Source organism: Pseudomonas cavernicola, from assembly GCF_003596405.1.
Classification (GTDB): Bacteria; Pseudomonadota; Gammaproteobacteria; order Pseudomonadales; family Pseudomonadaceae; genus Aquipseudomonas; species Aquipseudomonas cavernicola.
This window is the reverse complement of sequence record NZ_QYUR01000002.1, coordinates 2,327,818-2,352,030: the sequence shown is the minus strand read 5'-3', so window position 1 is coordinate 2,352,030 and position 24,213 is coordinate 2,327,818. Positions and strand designations below refer to the sequence as shown.

Here is a 24,213-nt window from a genome sequence, read left to right as displayed (position 1 = left end):
CTACAGCCAGAGGTTGATCAAACGGGCGCCGCGGCCGTCGCTGGCCAGGCTGTGTTGGCTGGGGGTGGCGAGCAAACTTTGGCCGTCGCTGCCCAAATCCCACAACTGACCGCGCAGAAAGACGGTGATGCCCGCCTGGGCGCCGCTGCTGGAGAGGCGAGTGGCCATGGCCAGCCGCTGCCAGGCTTCCCCTTCGCTCAATTCGCCGGGTTTCAGGCTGACGTCGGCTGGCGCCGAGGCCCCGTTGTAGCCGGCCCAAGGCTTCGACCAATTGCCATTGCCGGTGAGAAACGCCGGTACGGCCAACAGCTCAACACCGCTGCGGGCCAGTTCGGCGTAACTGGCCGGGTACCAGCTGTCGGTGCAGATCAGCACACCCAGGCGCCCGGCTGGAGTATCCACCACCTGCAGCGCAGCAGTCGGGGCGGCGGCGGTAAAGTCTTGTTCGTCGCGAATAGGGAAGATTTTGCGCTGTGGCTGGCCGAGTGGCGTGCCATCGCTACCGAACACCAGGCTGATGTTGTACAGCGGGCCAGTGCCGACCATCAGGGCGCCGTTCTCCACGCGCGGCTCGGGCAGCACAATCGAGCCGGCTACGAGGGTGATGCCGAACTCCTTGGCCAGGCCGCCAAACAAGGTTTGGTAGTCACGAGCCATGGCCTTGCCCTTCATACGGAACAGTGCGTCAGTCAGACGATCCTCGCCTTGCGCGGCGAGCAGGGCGCGGGCGAGTTGCAATGGATGGCTGGCGGCTAGCCATACCATGGCTTCCCTCACCGTGTTGGCCTGATAAACCTCGGCCTTTTCGCCACTCGCGATCAGCCAGGTGCCAATGTGTTCCGGTAGAACGGCGATGGTTTTGCGGTTGAGTAGGCCTTCGTTGCGGGCCTTTTCCAGGTAGGCGGCGAGTTTCAGGTGCAGCAGTTCGACACTCTGGTAATCGCCGGAGAACAGTTCTGGCTGGATGCCGAGCAGGTTGCCTCGCTCGCTAGGCTGACCCTGGTTGAGCGCGACCTGGCTGCGCAGGTCAGACAGGTAATGGCCGCTCGGACGTAGCTCGGTCCACACGGCATAAACGCTGATGGCGGCGATCAGGAGGGTGATGACGGCGAGGCTGAGTAGTTTGCGCATGAGGAAAACGTGTGCGGGATTCAATGTCTAGGGTAGGGCGGTGGGCTGCGCTTGCCAAGTCGTGCTGCTCGTTTCGATCAATAACTTGTAACTTTGGATCATTGAGCGGGGTTCGGTAGCTCTTTATCGTCTGCTGCATAACTGATCGCTGCCCTGCGCCGAAAACAATCGGTACTGAGGCCGCGGCATCCCGTGAACACACTGCTTGTCGTGGAGCTCCTATGACCGCCGCTCACTATCCGCACCTGTTGGCCCCGCTTGACCTGGGTTTCACCACCTTGCGCAACCGTACCCTGATGGGCTCCATGCACACCGGCCTGGAAGAGAAACCGGGTGGCTTTGAACGCATGGCCGCCTATTTCGCCGAGCGTGCCCGTGGTGGCGTCGGCCTAATGGTCACCGGCGGTATTGGCCCGAACGTCGAAGGCGGGGTGTATTCCGGTGCGGCCAAATTGACCACTCAGGAAGAGGCGGATAAGCACAAGATCGTCACCCGGGCGGTGCACGAGGCGGGCGGCAAGATCTGCATGCAGATTCTCCACGCTGGCCGTTATGCCTATAGCCCGAAATCAGTGGCACCCAGCGCCATCCAGGCGCCGATCAATCCGTTCAAGCCGAAAGAGCTGGACGAGGAAGGCATCGAGCAGCAGATCAAGGATTTTGTCAGCTGTTCCAGTCTGGCCCAGGTGGCCGGCTACGACGGCGTCGAAATCATGGGCTCGGAAGGTTATTTCATTAACCAATTCCTCGCCGCGCACACCAACCAGCGCACTGACCGCTGGGGCGGCAGCTACGAGAACCGCATGCGCCTGCCGGTGGAAATCGTCCGCCGCGTGCGTGAGGCGGTTGGGGCGAACTTCATCATCATTTATCGCCTGTCGATGCTCGATCTGGTGGAAGGCGGCAGCACCTGGGACGAGATCGTTCTGCTCGCCAAAGCCATCGAGAAGGCTGGCGCGACCTTGATCAATACCGGCATCGGCTGGCACGAAGCGCGTATTCCGACCATCGCCACCAAGGTGCCGCGCGCCGCGTTCACCAAGGTCACCGCCAAACTACGTGGCGAAATCAGCATCCCGCTGATCACCACCAACCGCATCAATACCCCGGAAGTCGCCGAGCAGGTGCTGGCCGAAGGCGACGCCGACATGGTTTCCATGGCCCGTCCGTTCCTTGCCGACCCAGACTTCGTCAACAAGGCTGCCGAAGGTCGCAGCGATGAGATCAACACCTGCATCGGTTGCAACCAGGCCTGTCTGGATCACACCTTTGGCGGCAAGCTGACCAGTTGCCTGGTCAACCCACGGGCCTGCCATGAAACCGAACTTAACTACATCCCTACCCAGGCGGTGAAGAAAATTGCCGTGGTCGGCGCCGGCCCGGCCGGATTGTCCGCTGCCACCGTAGCGGCTGAGCGTGGTCATCAGGTGACCTTGTTCGATTCCGCTAGCGAGATCGGTGGTCAGTTCAACGTGGCCAAGCGTGTGCCGGGCAAGGAAGAGTTCTTCGAGACCCTGCGCTACTTCAAGCGCAAGTTGGAAACCACCGGAGTCGACCTGCGTTTGAACACTCGGGTAAATGCCGCTGAACTGGCGAAGGGTGGCTATGACGAGATCATCCTGGCGACTGGTATCGCGCCGCGCACTCCGGACATTCCCGGTGTCGACAGCCCGAAAGTGATTAGCTACCTGGATGCCATCCTCGAACGCAAACCAGTCGGGCAGAACGTTGCGGTGATCGGGGCAGGCGGCATCGGCTTCGACGTTTCCGAGTTCATCGTGCACCAAGGCGAAGCCACCAGTCAGAACCGCGAAGCCTTCTGGAAGGAGTGGGGGATCGACGCCGATTTGGAGGCCCGTGGTGGGGTTGCGGGCATCAAGGCCGAACCACATGCACCGGCGCGCCAGGTGTTTCTGCTGCAACGGAAAAAATCCAAGGTCGGCGACGGCTTGGGTAAAACCACTGGCTGGATTCATCGCGCCGGTCTGAAAAACAAGAACGTGCAGATGCTCAATAGCGTCGAGTACCTGAAGATCGATGCCGCTGGCCTGCATATCCGTATCGCCGAGGGTGAGCCACAAGTGCTGCCGGTGGATACCGTGATCATCTGCGCCGGCCAGGATCCACTGCGTGAGCTGCAGGACGGTCTGGTGGCGGCAGGACAGCGCGTGCACTTGATCGGCGGCGCCGATGTAGCGGCTGAATTGGATGCCAAGCGGGCGATCAATCAGGGTTCGCGTCTAGCGGCTGAACTCTAAGACTTTCTGCATAAACCGTCATGCCCGCGAAAGTGGGTATGACGGCTTAATTGTTGGTCTTCAGGCTTTTCATCAGGGGTACGCAGCACATGCAAGCTTTATCGCCCAACCCAGCTGTTGCCGTCACGCTCGAACAATGGCATGCCATGCTCGAAAAGCAGGATCTGCGTGCTCTGCCTGCCTTACTGCATCCGCAGGCGGTGTTTCGTTCACCGATGGCGTTCAAACCTTATAGCGGTGCGCCGCTGGTGACGCTGATCCTGAACACCGTCTCGCAGGTGTTTGAGGATTTTGCTTACCATCGGCAGCTGTTCAGCGAAGATGGTTTGAGCGTGGTGTTGGAGTTCAGTGCCTGCGTCGGTGACCGTCAGCTCAAAGGCATCGACCTGATTCAATTCGATGAAGACGGCAAAATCGTCGAATTCGAAGTGATGATTCGTCCCCTGAGTGGTCTGCAAGCCCTCGGTGAAGAAATGGGGCGTCGTCTGGCGCCTTTCCTGGCGGCCGCCAAAGCCTGAGTCGTTGCACCAAACCCATCACAATTTCGCCCTGCCGCTGGTTTGCCTGAGCGCCACGGCGGGCGACTGCCAACCCAGTCACATTGCCCGCGGTACTTTTTCCCCTAGACTTGTCGAAACCACGGGATAGCGCCTGTTTGTGCAGATTCTGCATAATCTGCCAGGAGCGTCACCCGCCCGAGCGGAATATCACCGTGTTGGCCTAGAGGGAAACCGATGAGCATGCAGAACAAGCCGCAGATGGTGGAAGCCGTGATGTTCTTCAGTGAGCGCGGCATCTGCAAGGAAATGCTCTTTCCTGAATTCGAGGCTTTGCTCGACGGCATCGTGAATATGCCGGAGTTCGCCGATCAGCAGGTGCGCGTCGCTTTTGTGTTGATCAACCCGCGGTTGCTGGTGCGGGCGGCGGTGTTCTTCTATCTGGATTTCGACGAGAACGGCTCGCCCGATAGCGGTTGGAATATCCCCCTGCGGCATCTGGCCGAGCGCTCCGGGCGTGGCCCAGACCTCGGCGCGGGGCCGATTCGTTTGGCCTGCCGCAGCCAGTGCCCGGTGTCCTGGCATCAGATGCACCTGTGGGACCCCAGCCTGGCACCGGGGCAGAACGACCTCGTCCTGCTGCGCGATGCGGCCAAGCGTAATCAGTTGGGCTTGCTGGTCGAGGATGACTCGGCACAGATAGTCGCTCCCGAACGTTTGCAAATGGCTTCCGAGGATAAATGGCATGCGCCAGATCCTGCCAAGGAAGTGGCGGAGAAACAGGCTGAGAAAATCAATCAGGAGCACCGCCTGAAAGCCGCACAACTGATCAGGCAGCAGCGGCTGCGGATCAGCAGCCTGAGCCAGCAACACGAAGAGGAGTTGGCCAAACTCAAATTGGCCAGTGCTGAGGAAAATAAAACGCTGCAGGTGCAAATCCATGGCCTGCACCTGGCTTTGCGCCAGCAGGAGGATCTCAATGCGAGCCTCAAGGCGCAATTAGCCGTGCAAGCCGATGGCATCCAGAAAAATCGCGAAGAAATGACTCAGCAATTGCGGGCTTTGGAGCAGCATGGCCGCACCGAGAGCGATATCCTGCGCACGCAGTTTGACGCTGAGTTGCAGGCCAAGATCGCGTCTGCGGTTGTGGAGTACAAAGAGCAGATCGCCATTCGTGACGTTGAGCTGGCCTACCGCAACGAGCTGGACGCGCAACTGCAACAAGAAGTCGAGCGCCTCAAGGTTGAGCGTGACGCGTTTGCCAGCCAGGGCAGTGAGCAGATTCTCGAGCGGCTAGCCAAGCTCGGCGTGGTGTTCGTCGTCTATCACCCGGGTGCCGGCCACTTGACTATCCCGCTGCAGGATATCGCCCGTTATCAGGACAATCCAATGGCCTACGCCGCGGCCAAGTGCTTCGTTTCCGAAGCGCAATATCGCCACTGGCTGGCGCATTACCAGAAGCCGGACTGCGAGGCGGACTTGCCCAGCGGTGGGCGCTGCGCCATGCCGATCGATCGGGTCGACAGCCCCAGTCGGTTTGTCGCAGGCGATTCCAATTGCTGTGCGCGGCATAAGGCCAGCAGCCGCCTGCGCACTGTCAGCTAAGCCTTGTCTCTCGTTGTTCCTCAGTGGGCGCCAAGGGCACCACTTGAGCCTTTGCATCTCGATTGGCTGGCACAGGCTGGCGTCGAGCTGGCGGTGTTGCGCCTCGACCTGATCGACTCGCTGATCTCCGGCAATAAGTGGTTCAAGCTGACCCAGCATTTGGTTACCGCTGCCGTTGAGGGTGCCGATGGCTTGATCAGCCTGGGCGGGGCGCATTCCAATCATCTGCATGCGCTGGCAGCGGCGGGAAAGCGCTTTAGCTTCCCCACCGCTGGCTTGCTGCGCGGAGAACCGCAATACACGCCGACTGTGCGTGATTTGCAGGCATGGGGCATGCAATTGCACTGGCTCGGCTACGGCGGTTATCGAGCGCGGCATCGGCCGGATTTCTGGGCGGAATGGCAGGCACGCTACCCCAAACTGCACGCAGTGCCGGAGGGCGGTGGTGGTTTGCCGGGTGCGTTGGGCTGTGCGGTGCTGGTGATGCAGGCGCGTGAACAGTTGGCTGCGCTCGGTTGGGCTGACTATGACGGCTGGTGGCTGGCCGTTGGCACGGGGACTACCCTGGCTGGCTTGGTGCTGGCGGAGGCGGGTGCGCATCCGGTGTTCGGCGCTGTGGCGGTGCCGGGCGATCATGGCGTGGCGCAGCAGGTACAGATGATTCTGCGCCAGGCCAACGTGGCAGATCGTGGTTATCACTTGCTGGACGCTTGTCGCGGTGGCTTTGCCAAGGTCGATGCAGAGTTGGAGCGCTTTATTCTTGAGCTTGAGGCGTGCAGCGGTGTCCCGCTAGAGCCGCTATATACCGCGAAAGCATTAATGGCATTGCGCCAGCAGGTCGAGGCCGGTTACTTTGCCCCGGGCTCGCGCCTGCTCTTCGTCCATACGGGGGGCTTGCAGGGTCGCAGGGGCGCCGTATGAACAACGAGCCGATGCGCTGACGCGATCTGGCTGAACCTGTGGTCGGTGGTGCAGAGCTTCGACCGGTGGAGTCTGAATACCCTTATGAGTGCCCCCCTGAATCCCGAACAGTTGCGCAGTCTGACGCCGCTCAACGTGCTCTCTGAGCAGCAGTGGCGCGAGCTGCGCGGTCAACTAGTGCCGCAACCCTTGCTGGCCGGTCAATTGCTGTTCCGCCAGGGTGATCAGGCGCAGCTGACCCATTACCTTTTGGCGGGCGAACTGCTGCTGCGCTCTGTCGAGGGTCAAGAAGAGCATTTACTCGCGGGCAGTGAAGCCAGCTGCCATCCGCTGTCTCCCAGCCTGCCGCGCTTGCATGAAGTTCGGGCGCTGACCGATGCCAGCCTGCTGACGCTGGATAGCGCGACCCTGACGCGGTTATTGATCTGGCGCCTGGCCTACCAGGATCTGTTGTTGGAGTTGGGGCAGGCCGGCGAGGACGTGGAGTGGCTCGAGCGGCTGCTGGAAAACCCACTCTTCGCCAAAGTACCGCCGCCGAATGTGCGTGCCATGCTCGAGCGTATGCAGCGCATCGAGCTGCCAGCCGGTAGCACGGTGCTGCGCGAGGGGGAGGCGGGCGATTGCTGCTTCTTCTTGAACAGTGGACGCGCGGAGGTGATTCGCGGTGCGGGTAGCGAGCATCAGGTGCTGGCCGAACTGGAAGTCGGCGCGTGTTTCGGTGAGGAGGCGCTGCTGGCCGACCGGCCGCGTAATGCCACCGTGACCATGCTGGACGCTGGCGTGGTTTTGCGTCTGGATCGTCAGGACTTCTTCGCCTTGCTCAAGGCGCCGGTGGTCGACGAGGTGTCTTTCGGTGAGGCAGCGCGGCTGCAGTCAGGTGGCGCGCAGTGGCTGGATGTGCGGCTGCAGGAGGAATACGAACGCGCCCATGCCCTTGAATCGCTGAATATGCCGTTGCAGCTGCTGCGCCTGAAGGCTCGGCTATTGGATAAGGCGCGCACTTACCTGTGTTATTGCGATAGCGGTAAACGCAGCGCCAGTGCAGTGTTTCTACTGTCGCAGTTGGGGTTCACGGTGTATGTCCTACGCGATGGTTTGGACGCCTTGCCGGCGGTGCTGCGTGATGGGTTGCTCTGCGAAAGTGGTTCGGGCTATCTGGCTCGCTCCGGCGGGCGTACCGAGCGTAGCCGTTAGCAGCGCACTTAAGTACAGAGACGATCCCGTTGGTGCTGAACGCAGTGATGCCCAACAAGGAGTCGCTTAGCGACTCCCAATGCCCGGTCTGGTGATTGGAAGCCCGGCCTTGGAGGCCGGTTGTTGGGCATCGCCTTTGGCTCAGCACCAACCTACGAGGCATTAGCTGTTACAGAGACTTTCCCATCGCCACCCCGTTGTGGCCATTGATCGGCGACCAGGAATAAGCGTTCGGCTTCTTCCCAGCTCCCTGCTGAGTTTTCCTTAAATCTGACCAGCAGTTGTGCCGGCGCATGCTCGTCCAGTTGAGTCAGCCACTGCGCCAGTTGTAACGGCGTCCAGGTGTCCTCTGCGACCACGCGCGCCGGCGCCAGCCAGGTATGTCGAGGTATGGGTTGCCAGCGCCCCGCGGCACTTGCGTCGAGAAAGGCTGGCCAGTCGCGACGGTGCAGCCAGCGGCCGCGCAAATGCTGCGGTTGAGCACCGTGCGGAGCTTCACTGCTGCCGGGCCAGGGGTAGAACAGGTAGCCGCCGAGCCAGAGTTCGGCCTGAATCTGCGTTATGCCGAACTCGGCCAGAACTGCCTGCGCTTCGGGGCGAGCGGAGAGGGGCAGCTGATGCCGGCTCAAATGGTTCAGCTTGAGATCCAGGCGATCATGGCTGCCGGGGCCGAGCCAGCAAGCGGCGGCAGTGCCATCGCCGTGCTGGGGGCCGAGGTAGAGTTTGATCGCCAGCTCCAGGTGATGCACGCCCTCGTCATCGCGCAGTATCAGATCCAGTTCACCCAAGGTATGCCCGGCTTGGCGGATCGGCAGGTTAGCCGCCATCAGCTCGATGCCGGGTGCTGCATACAGGGCGAACTGCCAAAGCCGCTCGTAGTACAGGCCGAGCCGTCGCACCGAGTGTTGGGCTAACCACCCCTCGAGCGCTGCGCTATTGCGGTCGAGGGTCTGCAGCCAGTCGGCCAGTTTTTCCGGTGCAGCGACCCAGGCACTGGCGCTGAGCGGGTGGCGCTGCGGCCAAGGGGTGGTGCTGAGTATCGGTGGGGCGAGCAGCACCCAGGCCAGGTCGCGCACTTGGGGGTGGTGCAACTGGCGGGGCAGGTCGGCAAGCGCGTTGAAAGGCATCATTCTGCGAGCATAGCGCCTGTCTTTACAAAAAAGGCATTGCTGCCTCGATACACCTGTTTCAAACGAATCCTGGCTGCACCTTTTGCCACGCTGCGACAAAATCCACTCGCCAGCGCTTCACCGCACTCATACGTCGAGGCTCTGGTTTGCCTGTCGGCGGCTTTCGCCCATAATCGGCCTATCTTGACTGTCCCAGAGCCCCGTAGGAGCCCCATGGAGCAATTTCGCAATATCGGCATCATCGGTCGCTTGGGCAGTTCGCAGGTGCTCGACACCATTCGCCGACTGAAGAAATTCCTGCTCGATCGCCATCTGCACGTGATCCTCGAGGACACCATCGCCGAGGTGTTGCCAGGCCACGGGTTGCAAACCTCCTCGCGCAAGAGCCTGGGTGAGGCCTGCGATCTGGTGATTGTCGTCGGCGGCGACGGTAGCCTGCTCGGCGCCGCGCGGGCGCTGGCCCAATTTAAAGTCCCGGTGTTGGGGATCAACCGCGGCAGCCTGGGCTTTCTCACCGATATTCGCCCGGATGAGCTGGAGGTGAAGGTTGCAGGGGTGCTCGATGGCCAGTACCTGGTGGAAAACCGCTTCTTGCTGGAGGCCGAGGTGCGTCGGCATACCGAAACGATAGGTCAGGGCGACGCTCTCAACGATGTGGTGCTGCACCCCGGTAAATCCACGCGGATGATCGAGTTCGAACTGCATATCGACGGCCAGTTCGTCTGCAGCCAGAAGGCCGACGGCCTGATCGTCGCCACGCCCACCGGCTCGACCGCCTATGCGCTGTCGGCCGGCGGGCCGATCATGCACCCTAAACTGGACGCCATCGTCATCGTGCCGATGTACCCGCACACCCTGTCCAGCCGGCCGATTGTGGTGGATGGCAACAGTGAGCTGAAAATCGTCGTCTCCAAGGACATGCAGATCTACCCGCAGGTTTCCTGCGATGCGCAAAACCACTTCACCTGTGCACCCGGCGACACCATCACCGTCAGCAAGAAGCCACAGAAGCTCTGCCTGATTCACCCGCTGGAACACAATTATTACGAGGTCTGCCGGACCAAACTGGGCTGGGGCAGCAGGCTTGGTGGCGGAGGGGATTGATAGGGCGTGCTCAGAGTAAATGGTGGCCGCGCCGCCGCCCCGAAAGGCGCAAGACCAGGAATGAGGAGAGAGGTTTGGTTACTCCAAATGAACGACGAATGACGCCGAATTGCGCCTTTCGGGGCGCGGCCCTGCGGGTGGGCGTTGCGCGCGCGCCATACTGCGTTGCGGACCTTGCCGAGGGAATGACCATCGCCTGCGTTCCGCGCCTTGCCTGGCACGCGCGCAATGCCAACGCGGCTCACCATTTACTGTGAGCACGCCCTATATGTTCGACCCGGCACGCAGCTACGACTTGATTGGTGACGTGCACGGCTGCGCCCACACCCTCGCGCGCCTGTTGGATACGCTTGGCTATCGTCGGCAGGCCGGCAGCTGGCGCCACCCACGGCGCATGGCGCTATTTCTCGGCGATATCATCGACCGCGGGCCGCGCATCCGTGAGGCGCTGCATATCGTGCACGGCATGGTCGAAGCGGGCCAAGCGCTGTGCATCATGGGTAACCATGAGTTCAATGCGCTTGGCTGGAGCACCCCGGCGCTGCCGGGGAGCGGTCGGCACTATGTCCGTGAGCACACGCCGCGGCATGCGCGGCTGATCAAAGAAAGTCTGCAGCAGTTCGAGGCTTATCCGGGCGAGTGGCGTGATTTTCTTGGCTGGTTTTATCAACTGCCACTGTTTATCGATGCCGGCCGCTTCCGCGTCGTGCATGCCTGCTGGGATGCCGGCTTGATCGAGTCGTTGCGCGCGCTGTATGCCGACGGCCGGGTGGATGAGCCGTTCCTGCAAGCCGCCGCCGTGCCAGGCAGTTTCGCCGACACGGTGTTTAACCGTCTGCTACGCGGTACGGACATGCGCTTGCCTCACGGGTTGACGCTGACCAGCGATGATGGCTTTACCCGCGCGTTCTTTCGCACCAAGTTCTGGGAGGAGAATCCGCAGACCTACGGTGACATTGTGTTTCAGCCGGACGCCTTGCCTGAGCAGGTCGCGCAGACGCCGCTGTCCGCCGCGGAAAAAACCGAACTGCTGCGCTATGGACCGAAGGAGCCACTGTTGTTTGTCGGCCATTACTGGCGAAGTGGCAAGCCGGCGCCGATTCGGCCGAACCTGGCCTGTCTGGATTACAGCGCAGTGCTGTCTGGCAAGTTGGTGGCCTATCGCCTGGATCAAGAAACCCGCCTCGACCCACGCAAGTTCGCCTGGGTTGAAGTTGAGCGGCCGGAGTTAATGCAATGAGTGCTGTTGAGGTCTTACGTCTGCCGCTGAGCGTCAATCTGGGCGGCTTTGTGGCGCTGTTGCAGCGCTTGCAAGTACCGCATCGCGTCAGTGAGGAGTCCGGCGAGCAGGTACTGTGGGTGCCGGGCGAGCAGTTGGCTGAGGATGTGCGCGGCCTTTATCAGCGGTTTCCCGAGGGTGACCCTGATTTCCAACTGGTGCCGGCGCCGGTGTCGGAGAGGGCGGGCGGCTTTGTCCAGCAACTACGCGACAGCCCGCTCACCACCTTGGTGTTGCTGCTGACCTTGCTGGTGGCTGGAGTGACCTTGCTCGGCGATAACTTCGCCACCATCCGCTGGCTGAGCTTTCAGGACTTCCAGATTCAAGGCGAGTACATCGTTTTCACGCCGCTGGCCGAGAGCCTGGCCGCCGGGCAGTGGTGGCGGCTGATCACGCCGATACTGATCCATTTCGGCGTGTTGCACCTGGCGATGAATGCCATGTGGTTCTGGGAGCTGGGGCGACGGATCGAGGCGCGCCAAGGCGGCGTGATGCTGCTGGGGCTGACGCTGCTGTTCGGTCTGGTCTCCAACTGTGTCCAGTATGTCTCTGCCGGACCTGGGTTGTTCGGCGGACTGTCCGGCGTGCTGTATGGCCTGCTCGGGCACTGCTGGATTTTCCAGTGGCTTGCGCCTAACGCGGCTTATCGCTTGCCCAAGGGTGTAGTGGTGATGATGCTGATCTGGTTGCTGGTCTGCCTGTCCGGTGTGACCGAGACCTTGGGCTTTGGGGCGATTGCCAACGGTGCACATGTCGGTGGCTTGCTGGTGGGTTGTGCCACAGGGCTGCTAGGAGGTGCGCTGGCGCGCCTACGCCGCTAACAGGCCATTGAAAAACTACTGCACTCGGCTATGCGGCGTTGAAATCAGCCTAAAAATGCTCATTTACAGCTCGTAAACTGCGCTTTTTCGGCTGATTGACTCGCTGCGCTCGCCCTGGCGGGCCAGCCTTTGGCTGTTACTCCGCTTCGCTGCGTTGCGCCTTGTGACCCACATGGATGTGGGGAATGCCGCTACCCGTAGGGAACGGGTGCGGCCCTAGCCTTCGCTCGCTACCTTTTTCAACGGCCTGTTAAACTGCCGCTTTATGTTTGGAGGCGTTCATGTCGTCTTTTGCTGAAATGATTGAAAACATCACCCCCGAGATTTACCAGAGCCTCAAGCTGGCGGTGGAAATCGGCAAATGGTCGGATGGCCGCAAGCTGAGCCAGGAGCAGAAAGAACTGAGTTTGCAGGCCGTCATCGCCTGGGAGCTGCAAAACCTGCCCGAGGAACAGCGCACCGGTTACATGGGCCCGCAGGAGTGCAGCTCGAAATCCGCCCCAGTGCCAAATATCCTGTTCAAATCGGAAGCAATCCATTGAGCGAGCTTGGTCGCGGCGCGTTGAGCAAAATGTCGGCGCGTCTGGAGACGCCGGTGCAGTACGCGTTTCGCTTGGGTGATGAAGAGCTGCCGGTCAATCCGCTGATCGGTAAAACCCTGCGTCTGGAGTACCTCGGCGCGATTTACTGCAGTCATTGCGGACGCAAGACCAAAACCAGCTTCGGCCAGGGTTATTGCTACCCTTGCATGAGCAAGCTGGCGCAGTGCGATATCTGCATCATGAGTCCGGAAAGATGCCACTACGATGCTGGTACCTGTCGTGAGCCGAGCTGGGGCGAGCAGTTCTGCATGACCGATCACGTGGTCTATTTGGCCAACTCTTCAGGGGTCAAGGTCGGCATTACCCGCGCGACTCAGGTGCCTACCCGCTGGCTGGATCAGGGTGCGACTCAGGCGCTACCGATCTTGCGGGTGGCGACCCGGCAGCAGTCCGGCTTCGTCGAAGACCTGCTGCGTAGCCAGGTGGCGGACAAGACCAACTGGCGGGCTTTGCTTAAAGGTGATGCGCCGCCGGTGGATCTGCCGGCGATACGCGAGCAGTTGTTCGCGAGCTGTGGCGAAGGTTTGCAGGCGTTGCAGCAGCGTTTTGGTTTGCAGGCGATTCAGCAGCTAAGCGATCTGGAACCCATCGAGATTCGTTACCCGATCGAGGCTTACCCGGCCAAGATCACCAGCTTCAACCTGGACAAAGACCCAATCGCAGAGGGCACGCTGCTTGGCATCAAGGGCCAATACCTGCTGTTCGATACCGGCGTCATCAATATCCGCAAATACACGGCTTACCAACTCGCCGTGCATTCCTGAACGTAAAGGGCCATAAGCCATGCGCACCGAACAACCGAAGATGATTTACCTGAAGGACTATCAGGCACCGGAGTACCTGATCGATGAGACCCATCTGACCTTCGAGTTGTTCGAGGACCACACCCTGGTTCATGCGCAACTGCTGATGCGCCGCAATCCTGAGCGTGGCGCCGGTCTGCCGCCGCTGGTGCTGGATGGCCAGCAGCTTGAACTGTTGGCGCTGAGCATGGATGGCCGTGAGCTGTTGGCTGGTGACTACCAGTTGAGCGACAGCCACCTGACCTTGCAGCCATTGGCGGCGAACTTCACCCTCGACAGCAGCGTGCGCATCCACCCGGAAAGCAACACCGCCCTGGAGGGCTTGTACAAATCCGGCAGCATGTTCTGCACCCAGTGCGAGGCCGAGGGCTTTCGCAAGATCACCTATTACCTCGATCGCCCGGACGTGATGAGTCGTTTCACCACCACCCTGAGCGCCGAGCAGCACAGCTACCCGGTGCTGTTGTCCAACGGCAACCCGATTGCCAGCGGGCCGGAGGAGGGGGGGCGGCACTGGGCGACCTGGGAAGACCCGTTCATGAAACCGGCCTACCTGTTCGCGTTAGTCGCCGGTGATCTGTGGTGCATCGAAGACACCTTCAACACCATGAGCCAGCGCGAAGTAGCGCTGCGTATCTATGTCGAGCCGGAAAATATCGACAAGTGCCAGCACGCCATGGACAGCTTGAAGAAGTCCATGCGCTGGGATGAAGAGGTTTATGGTCGCGAGTACGACTTGGACATCTTCATGATCGTCGCGGTGAACGACTTCAACATGGGCGCCATGGAAAACAAGGGCCTCAACATCTTCAACTCCAGTTGCGTGCTGGCCAAGGCCGAGACAGCCACCGATGCCGCGCATCAACGTGTTGAAGCGGTGGTCGCGCACGAGTATTTCCACAACTGGTCGGGCAACCGGGTGACCTGCCGTGACTGGTTCCAGTTGTCCTTGAAGGAGGGCTTTACGGTGTTCCGTGATGCCGAGTTCTCTGCGGACATGAACTCGCGCACGGTCAAGCGGATCGAGGACGTGGCCTACCTGCGCACCCATCAATTCGCCGAAGATGCCGGCCCGATGGCCCACGCGGTGCGCCCGGACAGCTTCATAGAGATCTCCAACTTCTACACCCTGACGGTGTATGAGAAGGGTTCGGAAGTGGTGCGGATGATTCACACCCTGCTCGGCGCCGAGGGTTTCCGCAAAGGCACCGACCTGTATTTCCAGCGGCACGATGGCCAGGCGGTGACCTGCGATGACTTCATCAAGGCCATGGAAGACGCCAATGGCGTCGAGCTGACCCAGTTCAAGCGCTGGTACAGCCAGGGGGGCACGCCGCGCCTGCAAGTCAGCGAGGCCTATGATGCGGCAAGCAAGACCTACACCCTGAGCTTCCGCCAGAGCTGCCCGGCGACTCCCGGGCAGGCGCAGAAGTTGCCGTTCGTGATTCCGGTCGAGTTGGGTCTGCTGGATGGCAAGGGTCGGGCTCTGCCGCTGCGGTTGGCGGGTGAAGCCAAGGCGCCGGGCGAGACTCGAGTGCTTGCCGTTACCGAGGCCGAGCAGTCGTTTAGCTTCGTTGATCTGGCCGAGAAGCCATTGCCGTCGTTACTGCGCGGCCTGTCTGCACCGGTCAAACTGGGCTTCCCCTACGACCGTGATCAACTGATGTTCCTCATGCAGCACGACTCCGACGGTTTTAACCGTTGGGAGGCGGGCCAGCAGCTGGCTGTGCAGGTGCTGCAAGAGCTGATCGGTCAGCATCAGCGTGGCGAGAAACTGCTGCTCGATCAGCGGCTGGTGGCTGCGTTACGCACCGTGCTGGCAGACCAGCAGCTGGATCAGGCGATGGTGGCTGAGATGCTGTCGTTGCCGAGCGAGGCCTACCTGACCGAAATCAGCGAGAGCGCGGACGTCGATGCCATCCATACCGCCCGCGAGTTTGCTCGGCAGCAACTGGCCGAAGCCTTGTTCGCACCTCTATGGCAGCGTTATCAGGCCAATCGCGAGTTGTCTCGACACAGTGAATATGTCGCCGAAGCGGCGCATTTCGCGCGTCGCAGCCTGCAAAATATTGCGCTCTCATACTTAATGATGAGTGAAAAGCCGGAAGTACTCGGCGCCTGCCTGGAACAGTACGAAGCCTGTGACAACATGACCGAGCGCCTGGCGGCCTTGGCCGTGTTGGTCAACTCATCGTTCGCGGAAGAAAAGAGCAAGGCGCTGGCGGCTTTCGCCGAGCACTTCAAGGACAACCCGCTGGTGATGGATCAGTGGTTCAGCGTGCAGGCGGGGAGCACGCTACCGGGTGGGTTGGAGCGGGTTCAGCAGTTGATGCAGCATCCGGCGTTTACCCTGAAAAACCCCAACAAGGTGCGGGCGTTGATCGGTGCTTTCGCCGGCCAGAATTTGGTCAACTTCCATCGCGCAGACGGTGCCGGTTATCGTTTCCTGGCCGACCTGGTCATTACGCTCAACGCCCTCAACCCGCAGATTGCTTCTCGCCAGTTGGCGCCGTTGACGCGCTGGAGCAAATACGACGCGGCGCGCCAGGCGTTGATGAGGGCCGAGCTCGAGCGAATCCTTGCCTCAGGTGAGCTCTCCAGCGACGTCTACGAAGTCGTTAGCAAAAGCCTAGCCTAAGGCGAGTCCCACCTCTCAAGAGTGTTACCGACCATTCTCCGGTAACACTCCCTTGTTACTTCTGGAAATAACCAACCTCCGTCTTATTCGCTAACCCGCTTTAGGTTGGGGGTTTTGCCTTGACTGCTGATTGCTTGCGTGTGCAAGAAATTTTCTGCGGTGTGGCCTTGAGTGACAATACGCGCCATATCGTAGGACAAATTATGCAGTCATCTACTGAGTGATGAGTGAATCGGTCAGTGAATGATCAGTCACAAAAAGCCTGAATGTTCACGGTTTGTTGGCGCCGTTTTATTGAATTAAAACGACTGTTTGGCACCATGGTTGCAATAGAGCCAAGGATTTGGCCCTGAAATGGTGCATTTCCAGCCCAGGGGTGCGCGTCAAGCGCGTTGGGGGATTTTTCTTCCGATCAACTAAAAGACCGCCACGAGTGCGGTTGTGCTGCGCCCCTTTAGTTTGGGGCTCGATAAGAAGAATGATCTGTCCACGGAGTAAAGTCTCGATGGAATTCAAACCCCGTAATCCTATGTTGCGTTTCGCGCCGTCCAAGGCTGGTTTTGCCTTTGCCGGTATCCTGCCGCTGCTGGTTGCCGCTCACGCCCAGGCGGTGGAATTTAGCTTTGCCGACAATGAAGTCAGCGGTTCTATCGATACCACGGTGTCCTACGGTCAGCTTTGGCGTGTGCAGGGTCGCGACAAAACTAACGACGATATCAACACCAACGACGGCAACCGTAATTTCGATACGGGCCTGGTTTCCGAGGTCTACAAGATCACTTCCGACCTGGAAGCGACCTACAAGAATTACGGCGTTTTCGTTCGTGGTACCGCTTTCTATGACACTCAGATCATGGATAAGCGCAATGATTACTACGACAACAACAGCCCAGTTCAGCCGAGCCAGAACTTCCCGAAAGACAACAGCTTCACCGACGAAACTCGTGATAAAGCCGGGACTGACGCACAAATTCTCGATGCCTATCTTTATGGCAACTGGGATGTCGCCGATATGCCGGTTACCGGTCGTATTGGCAGGCAGGTATTCAACTGGGGTGAGGGTCTGTTCTACCGTGGTGGCGTGAACACCACCAACCCGGTGGATGCAGCCAAGTTCCGCCTACCTGGCTCCGAATTGAAAGAAGTGCTGGTGCCGGTTGAGGCGCTGAGCTTCAACCTTGGCCTGACCGACAACCTGTCGATGGAAACCTTCTACCAGTGGAACTGGAAGGAGACCGCGATTGACCCGGTCGGCACTTATTTCTCTGAAACCGACTTGTTTGCCGAGGGCGGCAACACGGCCTATTCCACTCAGCCAAAACTGGCTCCGCTCAGCGGTCTGTACAGTGGGTTGAGCGCTGCGGGTGTCGGCGGCCTGCAAGGCGGTCGGGCGATCGACTCGAATGGCAATATCAAGGTTGCGTCCATTGGCCCTGACATCAATGCCAAGAACGACGGCCAGTTCGGTGTCGCCTTCCGCTATATCGCCGAAGAGCTGAACTCCACCGAATTTGGCGCGTATTTCGTCAACTATCATGCGAAAGAGCCGACCATCGCTGCTGATCTGGGCGACTATGCCGGTCTTAATCTTGCGCAAATCCAGGCGGCTGCTGCTCCGGCAATTCAGCGATCGGTTGCTGCTCAGGCAGGTATCAGCGTGGCGCAGTTGCAACGAGTGCTCGCCGCTGCCCCGACCAGCCCGCTGGCGAATGCCTACCGCAGTGCGCTGACCAGCGCTGTCGGCGGTGTCGCAACCGTTGACGTGGCTAACCAGGTCAATGCGCGTCGCGAATATGCTGAAGATATCCGTATGTACGGTTTCAGCTTCAATACCACCCTTGGCGATGCTTCTGTGTTCGGTGAGTTGTCCTACCGCCCGAATTTGCCAATCGGTGTTGCGACCACCAACGATCTACTGGGTGACCTGCTGCAACAGGCGCCGGTTCTGGCTACGCCCGGCCGCAGCGTCAATATCGGTGGCCAGACGGTTCAGCTGGGGGATGAGATCCACAACTCCGAGCGCGTCGAGGCCTACAACGCCTCCCTGGGCACTATCTATAACTTCGGTCCAGCCCTGAGCTTCGACTCGCTGTTCGGCGTTGCTGAATTGGCTTCCGAGCACCTGCGCGGTGACGATCTGCAATACCGGGCATTTGACGGCAGCACTCGTTACTTCTCTGGTCGCGGTAACAGCTCTTACGTCAGCGGCGGCGATCGTGACGATCAAGTCAACAAGAACGCTTACGGTTATACCCTGCTGCTCAGCGGCACCTGGAACGACGTGTACGCCGGCGTGAACGTTTCTCCATATGCCGTCTACAAAGACGACTTCGAGGGTAACTCCTACCAGACCGGTAACTTCATCGAAGGGCGCAAGGCTTACACCCTGGGTGTGAAGGCCAGCTATCTGAACAGCCTGGAAGCCGAGCTGCAGTACACCGAGTTCTTCGGTGGCGGCCAGAACAACTCGGTGCGTGACCGCGACAACGTCGGCGTTAACGTCAAGTACTCCTTCTAAAAACTATTAGAAAAATGCCGGGCGCCGGTAGGTGCTCGGTGGATGAATCCTCACGGAGAAATATGATGCTGAAAAAGCACACGCTGATTGGCGCCGCGATTGCCCTGGCGCTGACTGTTGGTAGCGCGCTGGCGGCGGTCTCGTCGCAAGAAGCGGCTAAGCTGGGTACTAGCCTGACTCCCTTCGGTGCCGAGAAGGCTGGCAACGCCGCTGGCACTATCCCGGCCTGGACCGGTGGTATCACCAAGGCGCCGGCTGAATACAAGACGCCAGGCCAGCACCACCCGGACCCGTTCGCCGGTGACAAACCGCTGTTCACCATTACCAAAGCCAACCTGGATCAGTACAAGGCCAACCTGACTCCCGGTCAGATCGCCCTGTTCAATGCTTATCCGAACAGCTACCAGATGCCGGTGTACCAGACTCGCCGCTCCGGCTCCGCGCCGCAGTGGGTGTATGACAGCAGCGTGAAGAACGCCACTACCGCCAAGCTGCTGGTCGGCGGCAACGGTTTTGCCGACGCCTACGGCGGCATCCCGTTCCCAATTCCGCAAAATGGCGTGGAGGCGGTGTGGAACCACATCGCTCGCTACCGTGGTACTTACATCGTCCGTCGCGCTTCCGAAGTGGCCGTTCAGCGTAACGGTGCCTTCACGCTGGTGACCTCGCAACAAGAGGCGATGTTCAAGTTCTACAACCCGAAGAATTCGTACGCTGACCTGAACAACATCATGTTCTACTACCTGTCCTTCACCAAGAGCCCGGCGCGCTTGGCTGGTGGTGCGGTACTGGTACACGAGACCCTGGATCAGGTGAAAGAGCCGCGTCAGGCTTGGGGCTATAACGCTGGTCAGCGTCGTGTGCGTCGCGCGCCGAACCTGGCCTATGACACCCCGATTGCTGCGGCCGACGGCCTGCGTACCGCCGATGACACCGACATGTTCAACGGTGCCCCGGATCGTTACGACTGGAAGCTGGTAGGTAAAAAGGAAGTCTACATTCCTTATAACAACTACAAAGTCTCCAGCCCTGATGTTAAGTACGCGGATCTGCTGCAGGTGGGTCACTTGAACCCGGCGCTGACGCGTAACGAGCTGCACCGTGTGTGGGTGGTGGAAGGCACGTTGAAATCCGGCGCCCGTCACATCTACTCCAAACGCACCCTGTTCCTTGACGAGGACAGCTGGCAAGCGGCGGAAGTGGACCAGTACGATGGCCGTGGCGAGCTGTGGCGTGTGTCCTTGGCTTATCTGAAGAACTACTACGAACTGCCGACCACCTGGTCTGCACTGGACGTGTTCCACGATCTGCAAGCGCGTCGTTACCACGTGCAGAACCTGGATAACGAGGAGCCGACCACCATCGACTTCAGCCAGCCGATTCCAGACGACGGCTACTTCAAGCCGGCAGCGCTGCGTCGCCGCGGAACGCGTTGATCGCAGTTATCACAGCCCCGGTTGTGTAGTGTTGGAGAAAGGCCGCGTAGGCTGGGTTAGGCGCGCCACGGGTTGTGGCTTCTGCGGTAATCGGTGGCGCGCCGTAACCCGGCGATACACCGGTATCAATGCCATCGCAATGCCGAATTACGTGGCTTTTGCGATCGCGTTGGTTGTTGCGGATTTGCTTGCGCCGCTAACCCAGCCTGCATGCCGTGGTACGCGTTGATCACAGACAGCACAACTCAGTTGTGTAGTGTTGGCGAAAGGCCGCTACAGTAGTAGCGGCCTTTCTGCATCAGGAAACCGAATAAGGTGTCAATCATGCGGGTTTGCCTTAACAAAACATAACGTCATGTTGATTGTCAGGCCTTTCAAAAGCTGGATAGGATAGGCGGTCTGCTAAAAGACAGTTCGACCCATAACAATAAAGGGGAAAGGTGTATGAGTGAGCCCGTCATGCGGCGCACCCAGTCCGGTGAAGCTATGAAGTTCCTTCGCGCACCGGCGTTCCGCTTCCACTCGCCGCTGGCTAAAGTGCTTTCGCTGTGTAGTGTGCTGTCTGTTCTGAGCTTTGCCGCAGCTCCGCTGCAGGCGCAAAGCGCCACCGATTCAGCAACCGACTATTCCATTGAGTCGCCAAAGGCCGTGAGCGCACTACTGCTCGATATAGCTCATGCGGGCAAACGCTTGGTGGCAGTGGGCGATCGTGGCCACATCCTTTACTCCGACGATAATGGCAAGGTCTGGACACAGGCCAAGGTGCCAACTCGACAGATGCTTACTGCTGTCTTCTTTGTCGATGACAAGCATGGCTGGGCTGTTGGTCACGATGCTCAGATCCTAGCCAGCGAAGATGGCGGCGCCACTTGGGTTCAACAGTTCAGTGATCTAGAGCGCGAAGAGGGTGCGCCTTTTCTGGATGTCTGGTTCAAGGATCAAAACACAGGTTTTGTCGTGGGCGCGTACGGTGCGTTGTTCGCGACGACCGACGGCGGCAAGACCTGGGAAGACGTCAGTGATCGCATGGACAACCCAGACGGCTACCACCTGAATGCCATCGCCGAGGTCAAGGATTCCGGCTTGTTCGCCGTGGGTGAAATGGGCAGCATGTTCCGTTCCACCGACTGGGGGCAAACCTGGGAAACCATCAAAGGCCCTTACGAGGGCTCACTATTTGGTGTGCTCGGCACCAATCAGCCCGGGACCTTGTTGGCTTATGGCCTGCGCGGCAATTTGTTCCGTTCCTCTGATTTCGGTAGCACCTGGCAACCTATCACGGTGAAGTCCGCGCGTGGTTCGCTGGAGTTTGGTCTGTCCGGTGGAGCCTTGCTGAAAGACGGCTCTCTGGTTGTAGTGGGGCATGGTGGCAGCGTACTTAAGAGTACCGATAACGGCCTCACCTTCAGTTTGATCAATCGTCCAGATCGCTTGTCTTTGGCCGGCGTGACCGCTGACGACAATGGCAACCTGATCCTGGTGGGGCAAGGCGGCGTGCATGTCTCCTCGCTGACTGGCGCTGAGTTAGGCCAACCTGATCTAGGCCAAAAATAATAAGCCGGGGCTTTTGAGGTATGAGTACGATGAGTAACCATCACCAGGATAAGGCGACATTTCTTGAGCGCCTGATCTTCAACAACCGGCCGACAGTGATTTTGATCTGTCTGCTGGTCAGTATCTTCTTGTTTTACCAAGCGTTGCAGGTGCGTCCGTCCACCAGCTTCGAGAAGATGATTCCGCTTAAGCATCCGTTCATTCAGAAGATGCTCGAGCACCGCAATGATTTGGCCAACCTCGGTAATACCGTACGTATCTCGGTCGAAGCCGTGGATGGTGACATCTTCAGCAAGGAGTACATGGAAACCCTGCGTCAGGTGCATGACGAGGTGTTCTATATTCCTGGCGTTGACCGTTCGGGGCTGAAGTCACTGTGGAGTCCTAGCGTGCGCTGGACCGAAGTGACCGAGGAAGGTTTCGCCGGTGGCGAAGTTATCCCACAAACGTACGATGGCTCCGCCGACAGTCTCGAAGAGCTGCGCAACAACGTACTCAAGTCCGGGCAGATCGGCCGTCTGGTATCGAACAACTTCAAGTCGAGCATTGTCGATGTGCCGTTGCTTGAGTCCTATCCGGACCCGAACGACCAAGGCACGCTGCTCAAGCTCGATTACCGGCAGTTCTCCCACGAGCTGGAAGAGAAAATCCGCGACAAGTACGAAGCGCAAAACCCGAATGTGAAAGTCCACATCGTGGGTTTCGCCAAGAAGGTCGGCGACTTGATCGATGGCCTGGTCATGGTGGTGGCGTTCTTCGGCGTTGCCTTCCTGATCACTCTGGTCCTGCTCTACTGGTTCACTTTGTGCATACGCAGCACCATTGCCGTGCTTTCTACCACCTTGGTGGCGGTGCTCTGGCAGCTGGGGCTGATGCACACCGTCGGCTTCGGTCTGGATCCGTACTCGATGCTGGTGCCGTTCCTGATCTTCGCGATTGGTATCTCGCACGGGGTACAGAAAATCAACGGGATTGCCTTGCAGTCGGGCGATGCGGATAACGCGCTGACCGCCGCGCGGCGCACCTTCCGCCAGCTGTTCCTGCCGGGGATGATTGCGATTCTGGCCGATGCCGTGGGCTTCATCACACTGTTGGTCATCGACATCGGGGTGATTCGTGAGCTGGCCATCAGTGCTTCCATCGGCGTGCTGGTGATCGTCTTCACCAACCTGATCCTGCTGCCGGTGGCTATCTCCTATACCGGCATCAGCAAGAAGTCGATCGAGCGCAGCAAGAAAGATGCGGTGCGCGAGCACCCGTTCTGGCGTTTGCTGTCCAACTTCGCTCATCCGGTGGTGGCGCCGATCTCGGTGGTCATTGCCTTGGCAGCCTTTGCTGGCGGCCTGTGGTACGGGCATAACCTGAAGATTGGTGACCTGGATCAGGGTGCACCTGAGCTTCGTCCAGACTCGCGCTACAACCTGGACAACCAATTCATCATCAACAACTACTCGACCAGCTCGGACGTGTTGGTGGTGATGGTCAAGACGGCTGCCGAAGGTTGCTCGATCCATGAGACCATGCAGCCGATCGACGAGCTGATGTGGAAGATGACGAACACGGAGGGAGTGCAATCGGCGATTTCCTTGGTCACTGTATCGAAGCAGATGATCAAAGGGATGAACGAGGGCAACCTCAAGTGGGAAACCCTGTCGCGCAACAAAGACGTATTGAACAATTCCATCGCCCGTGCCGATGGTCTGTTTAACACCGATTGCTCGTTGGCGCCGGTCCTGGTGTTCCTCAATGACCACAAGGCGGAGACCCTGGATCGTGCTGTAGGTGCGGTGCAAGCGTTCGCCAAGGAGCACAACAAGGACGGTCTGGAGTTCCTCCTTGCGGCGGGTAACGCCGGTATCGAGGCGGCTACCAACGAGGTGATCGCCAAGTCCGAGCTGACCATCCTGGTTCTGGTGTACCTCTGCGTGGCGGGCATGTGCATGCTCACATTCCGCTCCATCGCCGCAACCCTGTGCATCGTCCTGCCGCTAGTCCTCACGTCGGTGCTGGGCAACGCGTTGATGGCTTTCCTCGGCATCGGCGTGAAGGTAGCGACCCTGCCGGTGATCGCGCTGGGCGTAGGTATTGGAGTCGACTACGGCATCTACATCTACACCCGTCTGGAGAGTTTCCTGCGGGCCGGTCTGCCGCTGCAAGAGGCTTACTACCAAACGCTGAAGTCGACAGGTAAGGCGGTGCTGTTCACCGGTCTGTGCCTGGCGATCGGGGTGGCTACCTGGATCTTCTCGGCGATCAAGTTCCAAGCCGACATGGGGCTGATGCTGACCTTCATGTTGCTCTGGAACATGTTCGGTGCGTTGTGGCTGCTCCCTGCCCTGGCTCGCTTCCTGATCAAACCGGAGAAGCTGGCGGGTAAAGTAGGCGGCTCGTTGTTCGCGCACTAAGCGTTACTGCAAGAGCAAAAAACCGCGGCCTAGGTCGCGGTTTTTTTATGCTCGACTGAATGGCTGGGTGATTTGTTGACCTATCGCGGTATCTGTAGGCTGGGTAGTGCGAAGCGACAAAACGGCAGGAAAGCCGTTTTGCACAGCTTTTTTAGCTGCCCGTAGGGCGAGGTGCATGGGTGCGCCTCATGAAACCCAGCTGGGTATGAGCTGGGTTCTACCCGACCTACGGTCTAGATGATAATGCCGCTGAGTATGAGACAGCCTGTAGGTTGGTGCTGAGCGCATCGATGCCCAACAAGGAGTCGCCCACGACT

The 24,213-nt window shown here is 59.5% G+C and carries 17 protein-coding genes; 15 read left to right on the top strand and 2 right to left on the bottom strand.

Annotated features, from left to right (window positions below):
* Positions 1-1,131 (bottom strand): carbon-nitrogen hydrolase family protein, encoded by a 1,131-nt coding sequence (locus D3879_RS11215; protein WP_119954322.1) that lies wholly within the window; start codon positions 1,129-1,131, stop codon positions 1-3.
* A gap of 221 nt (positions 1,132-1,352) precedes the next feature.
* Between D3879_RS11215 and D3879_RS11210 the strand changes: the two genes are divergently transcribed.
* From D3879_RS11210 to D3879_RS11190, 5 genes are all read left to right on the top strand, one after another.
* Positions 1,353-3,389, top strand: coding sequence for an NADPH-dependent 2,4-dienoyl-CoA reductase (locus D3879_RS11210; RefSeq protein ID WP_119954321.1), 2,037 nt, complete (start codon positions 1,353-1,355; stop codon positions 3,387-3,389).
* An 89-nt stretch (positions 3,390-3,478) separates the two neighbouring features.
* Positions 3,479-3,907, top strand: coding sequence for a nuclear transport factor 2 family protein (locus tag D3879_RS11205; protein ID WP_119954320.1), 429 nt, complete (start codon positions 3,479-3,481; stop codon positions 3,905-3,907).
* 216 nt (positions 3,908-4,123) lie between these two features.
* Positions 4,124-5,491: a chromosome partitioning protein ParA gene (locus D3879_RS11200; RefSeq protein WP_119954319.1), complete on the top strand. Its 1,368-nt coding sequence runs from the start codon at positions 4,124-4,126 to the stop codon at positions 5,489-5,491.
* A 3-nt stretch (positions 5,492-5,494) separates the two neighbouring features.
* Positions 5,495-6,412: a 1-aminocyclopropane-1-carboxylate deaminase/D-cysteine desulfhydrase gene (locus D3879_RS11195; RefSeq protein WP_119954318.1), complete on the top strand. Its 918-nt coding sequence runs from the start codon at positions 5,495-5,497 to the stop codon at positions 6,410-6,412.
* 84 nt (positions 6,413-6,496) lie between these two features.
* Entirely contained in the window at positions 6,497-7,606 is a 1,110-nt protein-coding gene (locus D3879_RS11190) for a cyclic nucleotide-binding domain-containing protein (RefSeq protein WP_119954317.1), read from the top strand.
* Between the two features lie 152 nt (positions 7,607-7,758).
* On the opposite strand, the gene D3879_RS11185 is transcribed toward D3879_RS11190, so the two are convergent.
* A complete protein-coding gene (locus tag D3879_RS11185) occupies positions 7,759-8,736 on the bottom strand; it encodes a DUF1853 family protein (RefSeq protein ID WP_119954316.1) in 978 nt (325 codons plus the stop codon).
* Positions 8,737-8,949: 213 nt separating this feature from the next.
* Between D3879_RS11185 and D3879_RS11180 the strand changes: the two genes are divergently transcribed.
* The 10 genes from D3879_RS11180 (at position 8,950) to D3879_RS11135 (ending at position 23,896) form a co-directional block, all read left to right on the top strand.
* Positions 8,950-9,840 carry an NAD(+) kinase gene (locus D3879_RS11180; RefSeq protein WP_119954315.1) on the top strand — a complete coding sequence of 297 codons (891 nt, stop codon included), beginning with the start codon at positions 8,950-8,952 and terminating at the stop codon, positions 9,838-9,840.
* 268 nt (positions 9,841-10,108) lie between these two features.
* Positions 10,109-11,080 carry a metallophosphoesterase gene (locus tag D3879_RS11175; RefSeq protein ID WP_119954314.1) on the top strand — a complete coding sequence of 324 codons (972 nt, stop codon included), beginning with the start codon at positions 10,109-10,111 and terminating at the stop codon, positions 11,078-11,080.
* Entirely contained in the window at positions 11,077-11,940 is an 864-nt protein-coding gene (locus D3879_RS11170) for a rhomboid family intramembrane serine protease (RefSeq protein WP_119954313.1), read from the top strand. The genes D3879_RS11175 and D3879_RS11170 overlap by 4 nt, the downstream gene beginning before the upstream one ends.
* Positions 11,941-12,221: 281 nt before the next feature.
* Positions 12,222-12,482: a YeaC family protein gene (locus D3879_RS11165; RefSeq protein ID WP_119954312.1), complete on the top strand. Its 261-nt coding sequence runs from the start codon at positions 12,222-12,224 to the stop codon at positions 12,480-12,482.
* On the top strand, positions 12,479-13,306 hold the full coding sequence (locus tag D3879_RS11160; protein ID WP_119954311.1) for a DUF2797 domain-containing protein: 828 nt from the start codon (positions 12,479-12,481) through the stop codon (positions 13,304-13,306). The genes D3879_RS11165 and D3879_RS11160 overlap by 4 nt, the downstream gene beginning before the upstream one ends.
* A gap of 19 nt (positions 13,307-13,325) precedes the next feature.
* Entirely contained in the window at positions 13,326-15,983 is a 2,658-nt protein-coding gene (gene pepN / locus D3879_RS11155; RefSeq protein WP_119954310.1) for an aminopeptidase N, read from the top strand.
* Between the two features lie 505 nt (positions 15,984-16,488).
* Positions 16,489-18,501: a DUF1302 domain-containing protein gene (locus D3879_RS11150; RefSeq protein ID WP_119954309.1), complete on the top strand. Its 2,013-nt coding sequence runs from the start codon at positions 16,489-16,491 to the stop codon at positions 18,499-18,501.
* A gap of 65 nt (positions 18,502-18,566) precedes the next feature.
* Positions 18,567-19,937: a DUF1329 domain-containing protein gene (locus D3879_RS11145; RefSeq protein ID WP_119954308.1), complete on the top strand. Its 1,371-nt coding sequence runs from the start codon at positions 18,567-18,569 to the stop codon at positions 19,935-19,937.
* Positions 19,938-20,381: 444 nt separating this feature from the next.
* Positions 20,382-21,491, top strand: coding sequence for a WD40/YVTN/BNR-like repeat-containing protein (locus tag D3879_RS11140; RefSeq protein ID WP_420800909.1), 1,110 nt, complete (start codon positions 20,382-20,384; stop codon positions 21,489-21,491).
* Between the two features lie 20 nt (positions 21,492-21,511).
* A complete protein-coding gene (locus D3879_RS11135) occupies positions 21,512-23,896 on the top strand; it encodes an efflux RND transporter permease subunit (RefSeq protein ID WP_177412394.1) in 2,385 nt (794 codons plus the stop codon).
* The last annotated feature ends 317 nt before the right edge of the window (positions 23,897-24,213 follow it).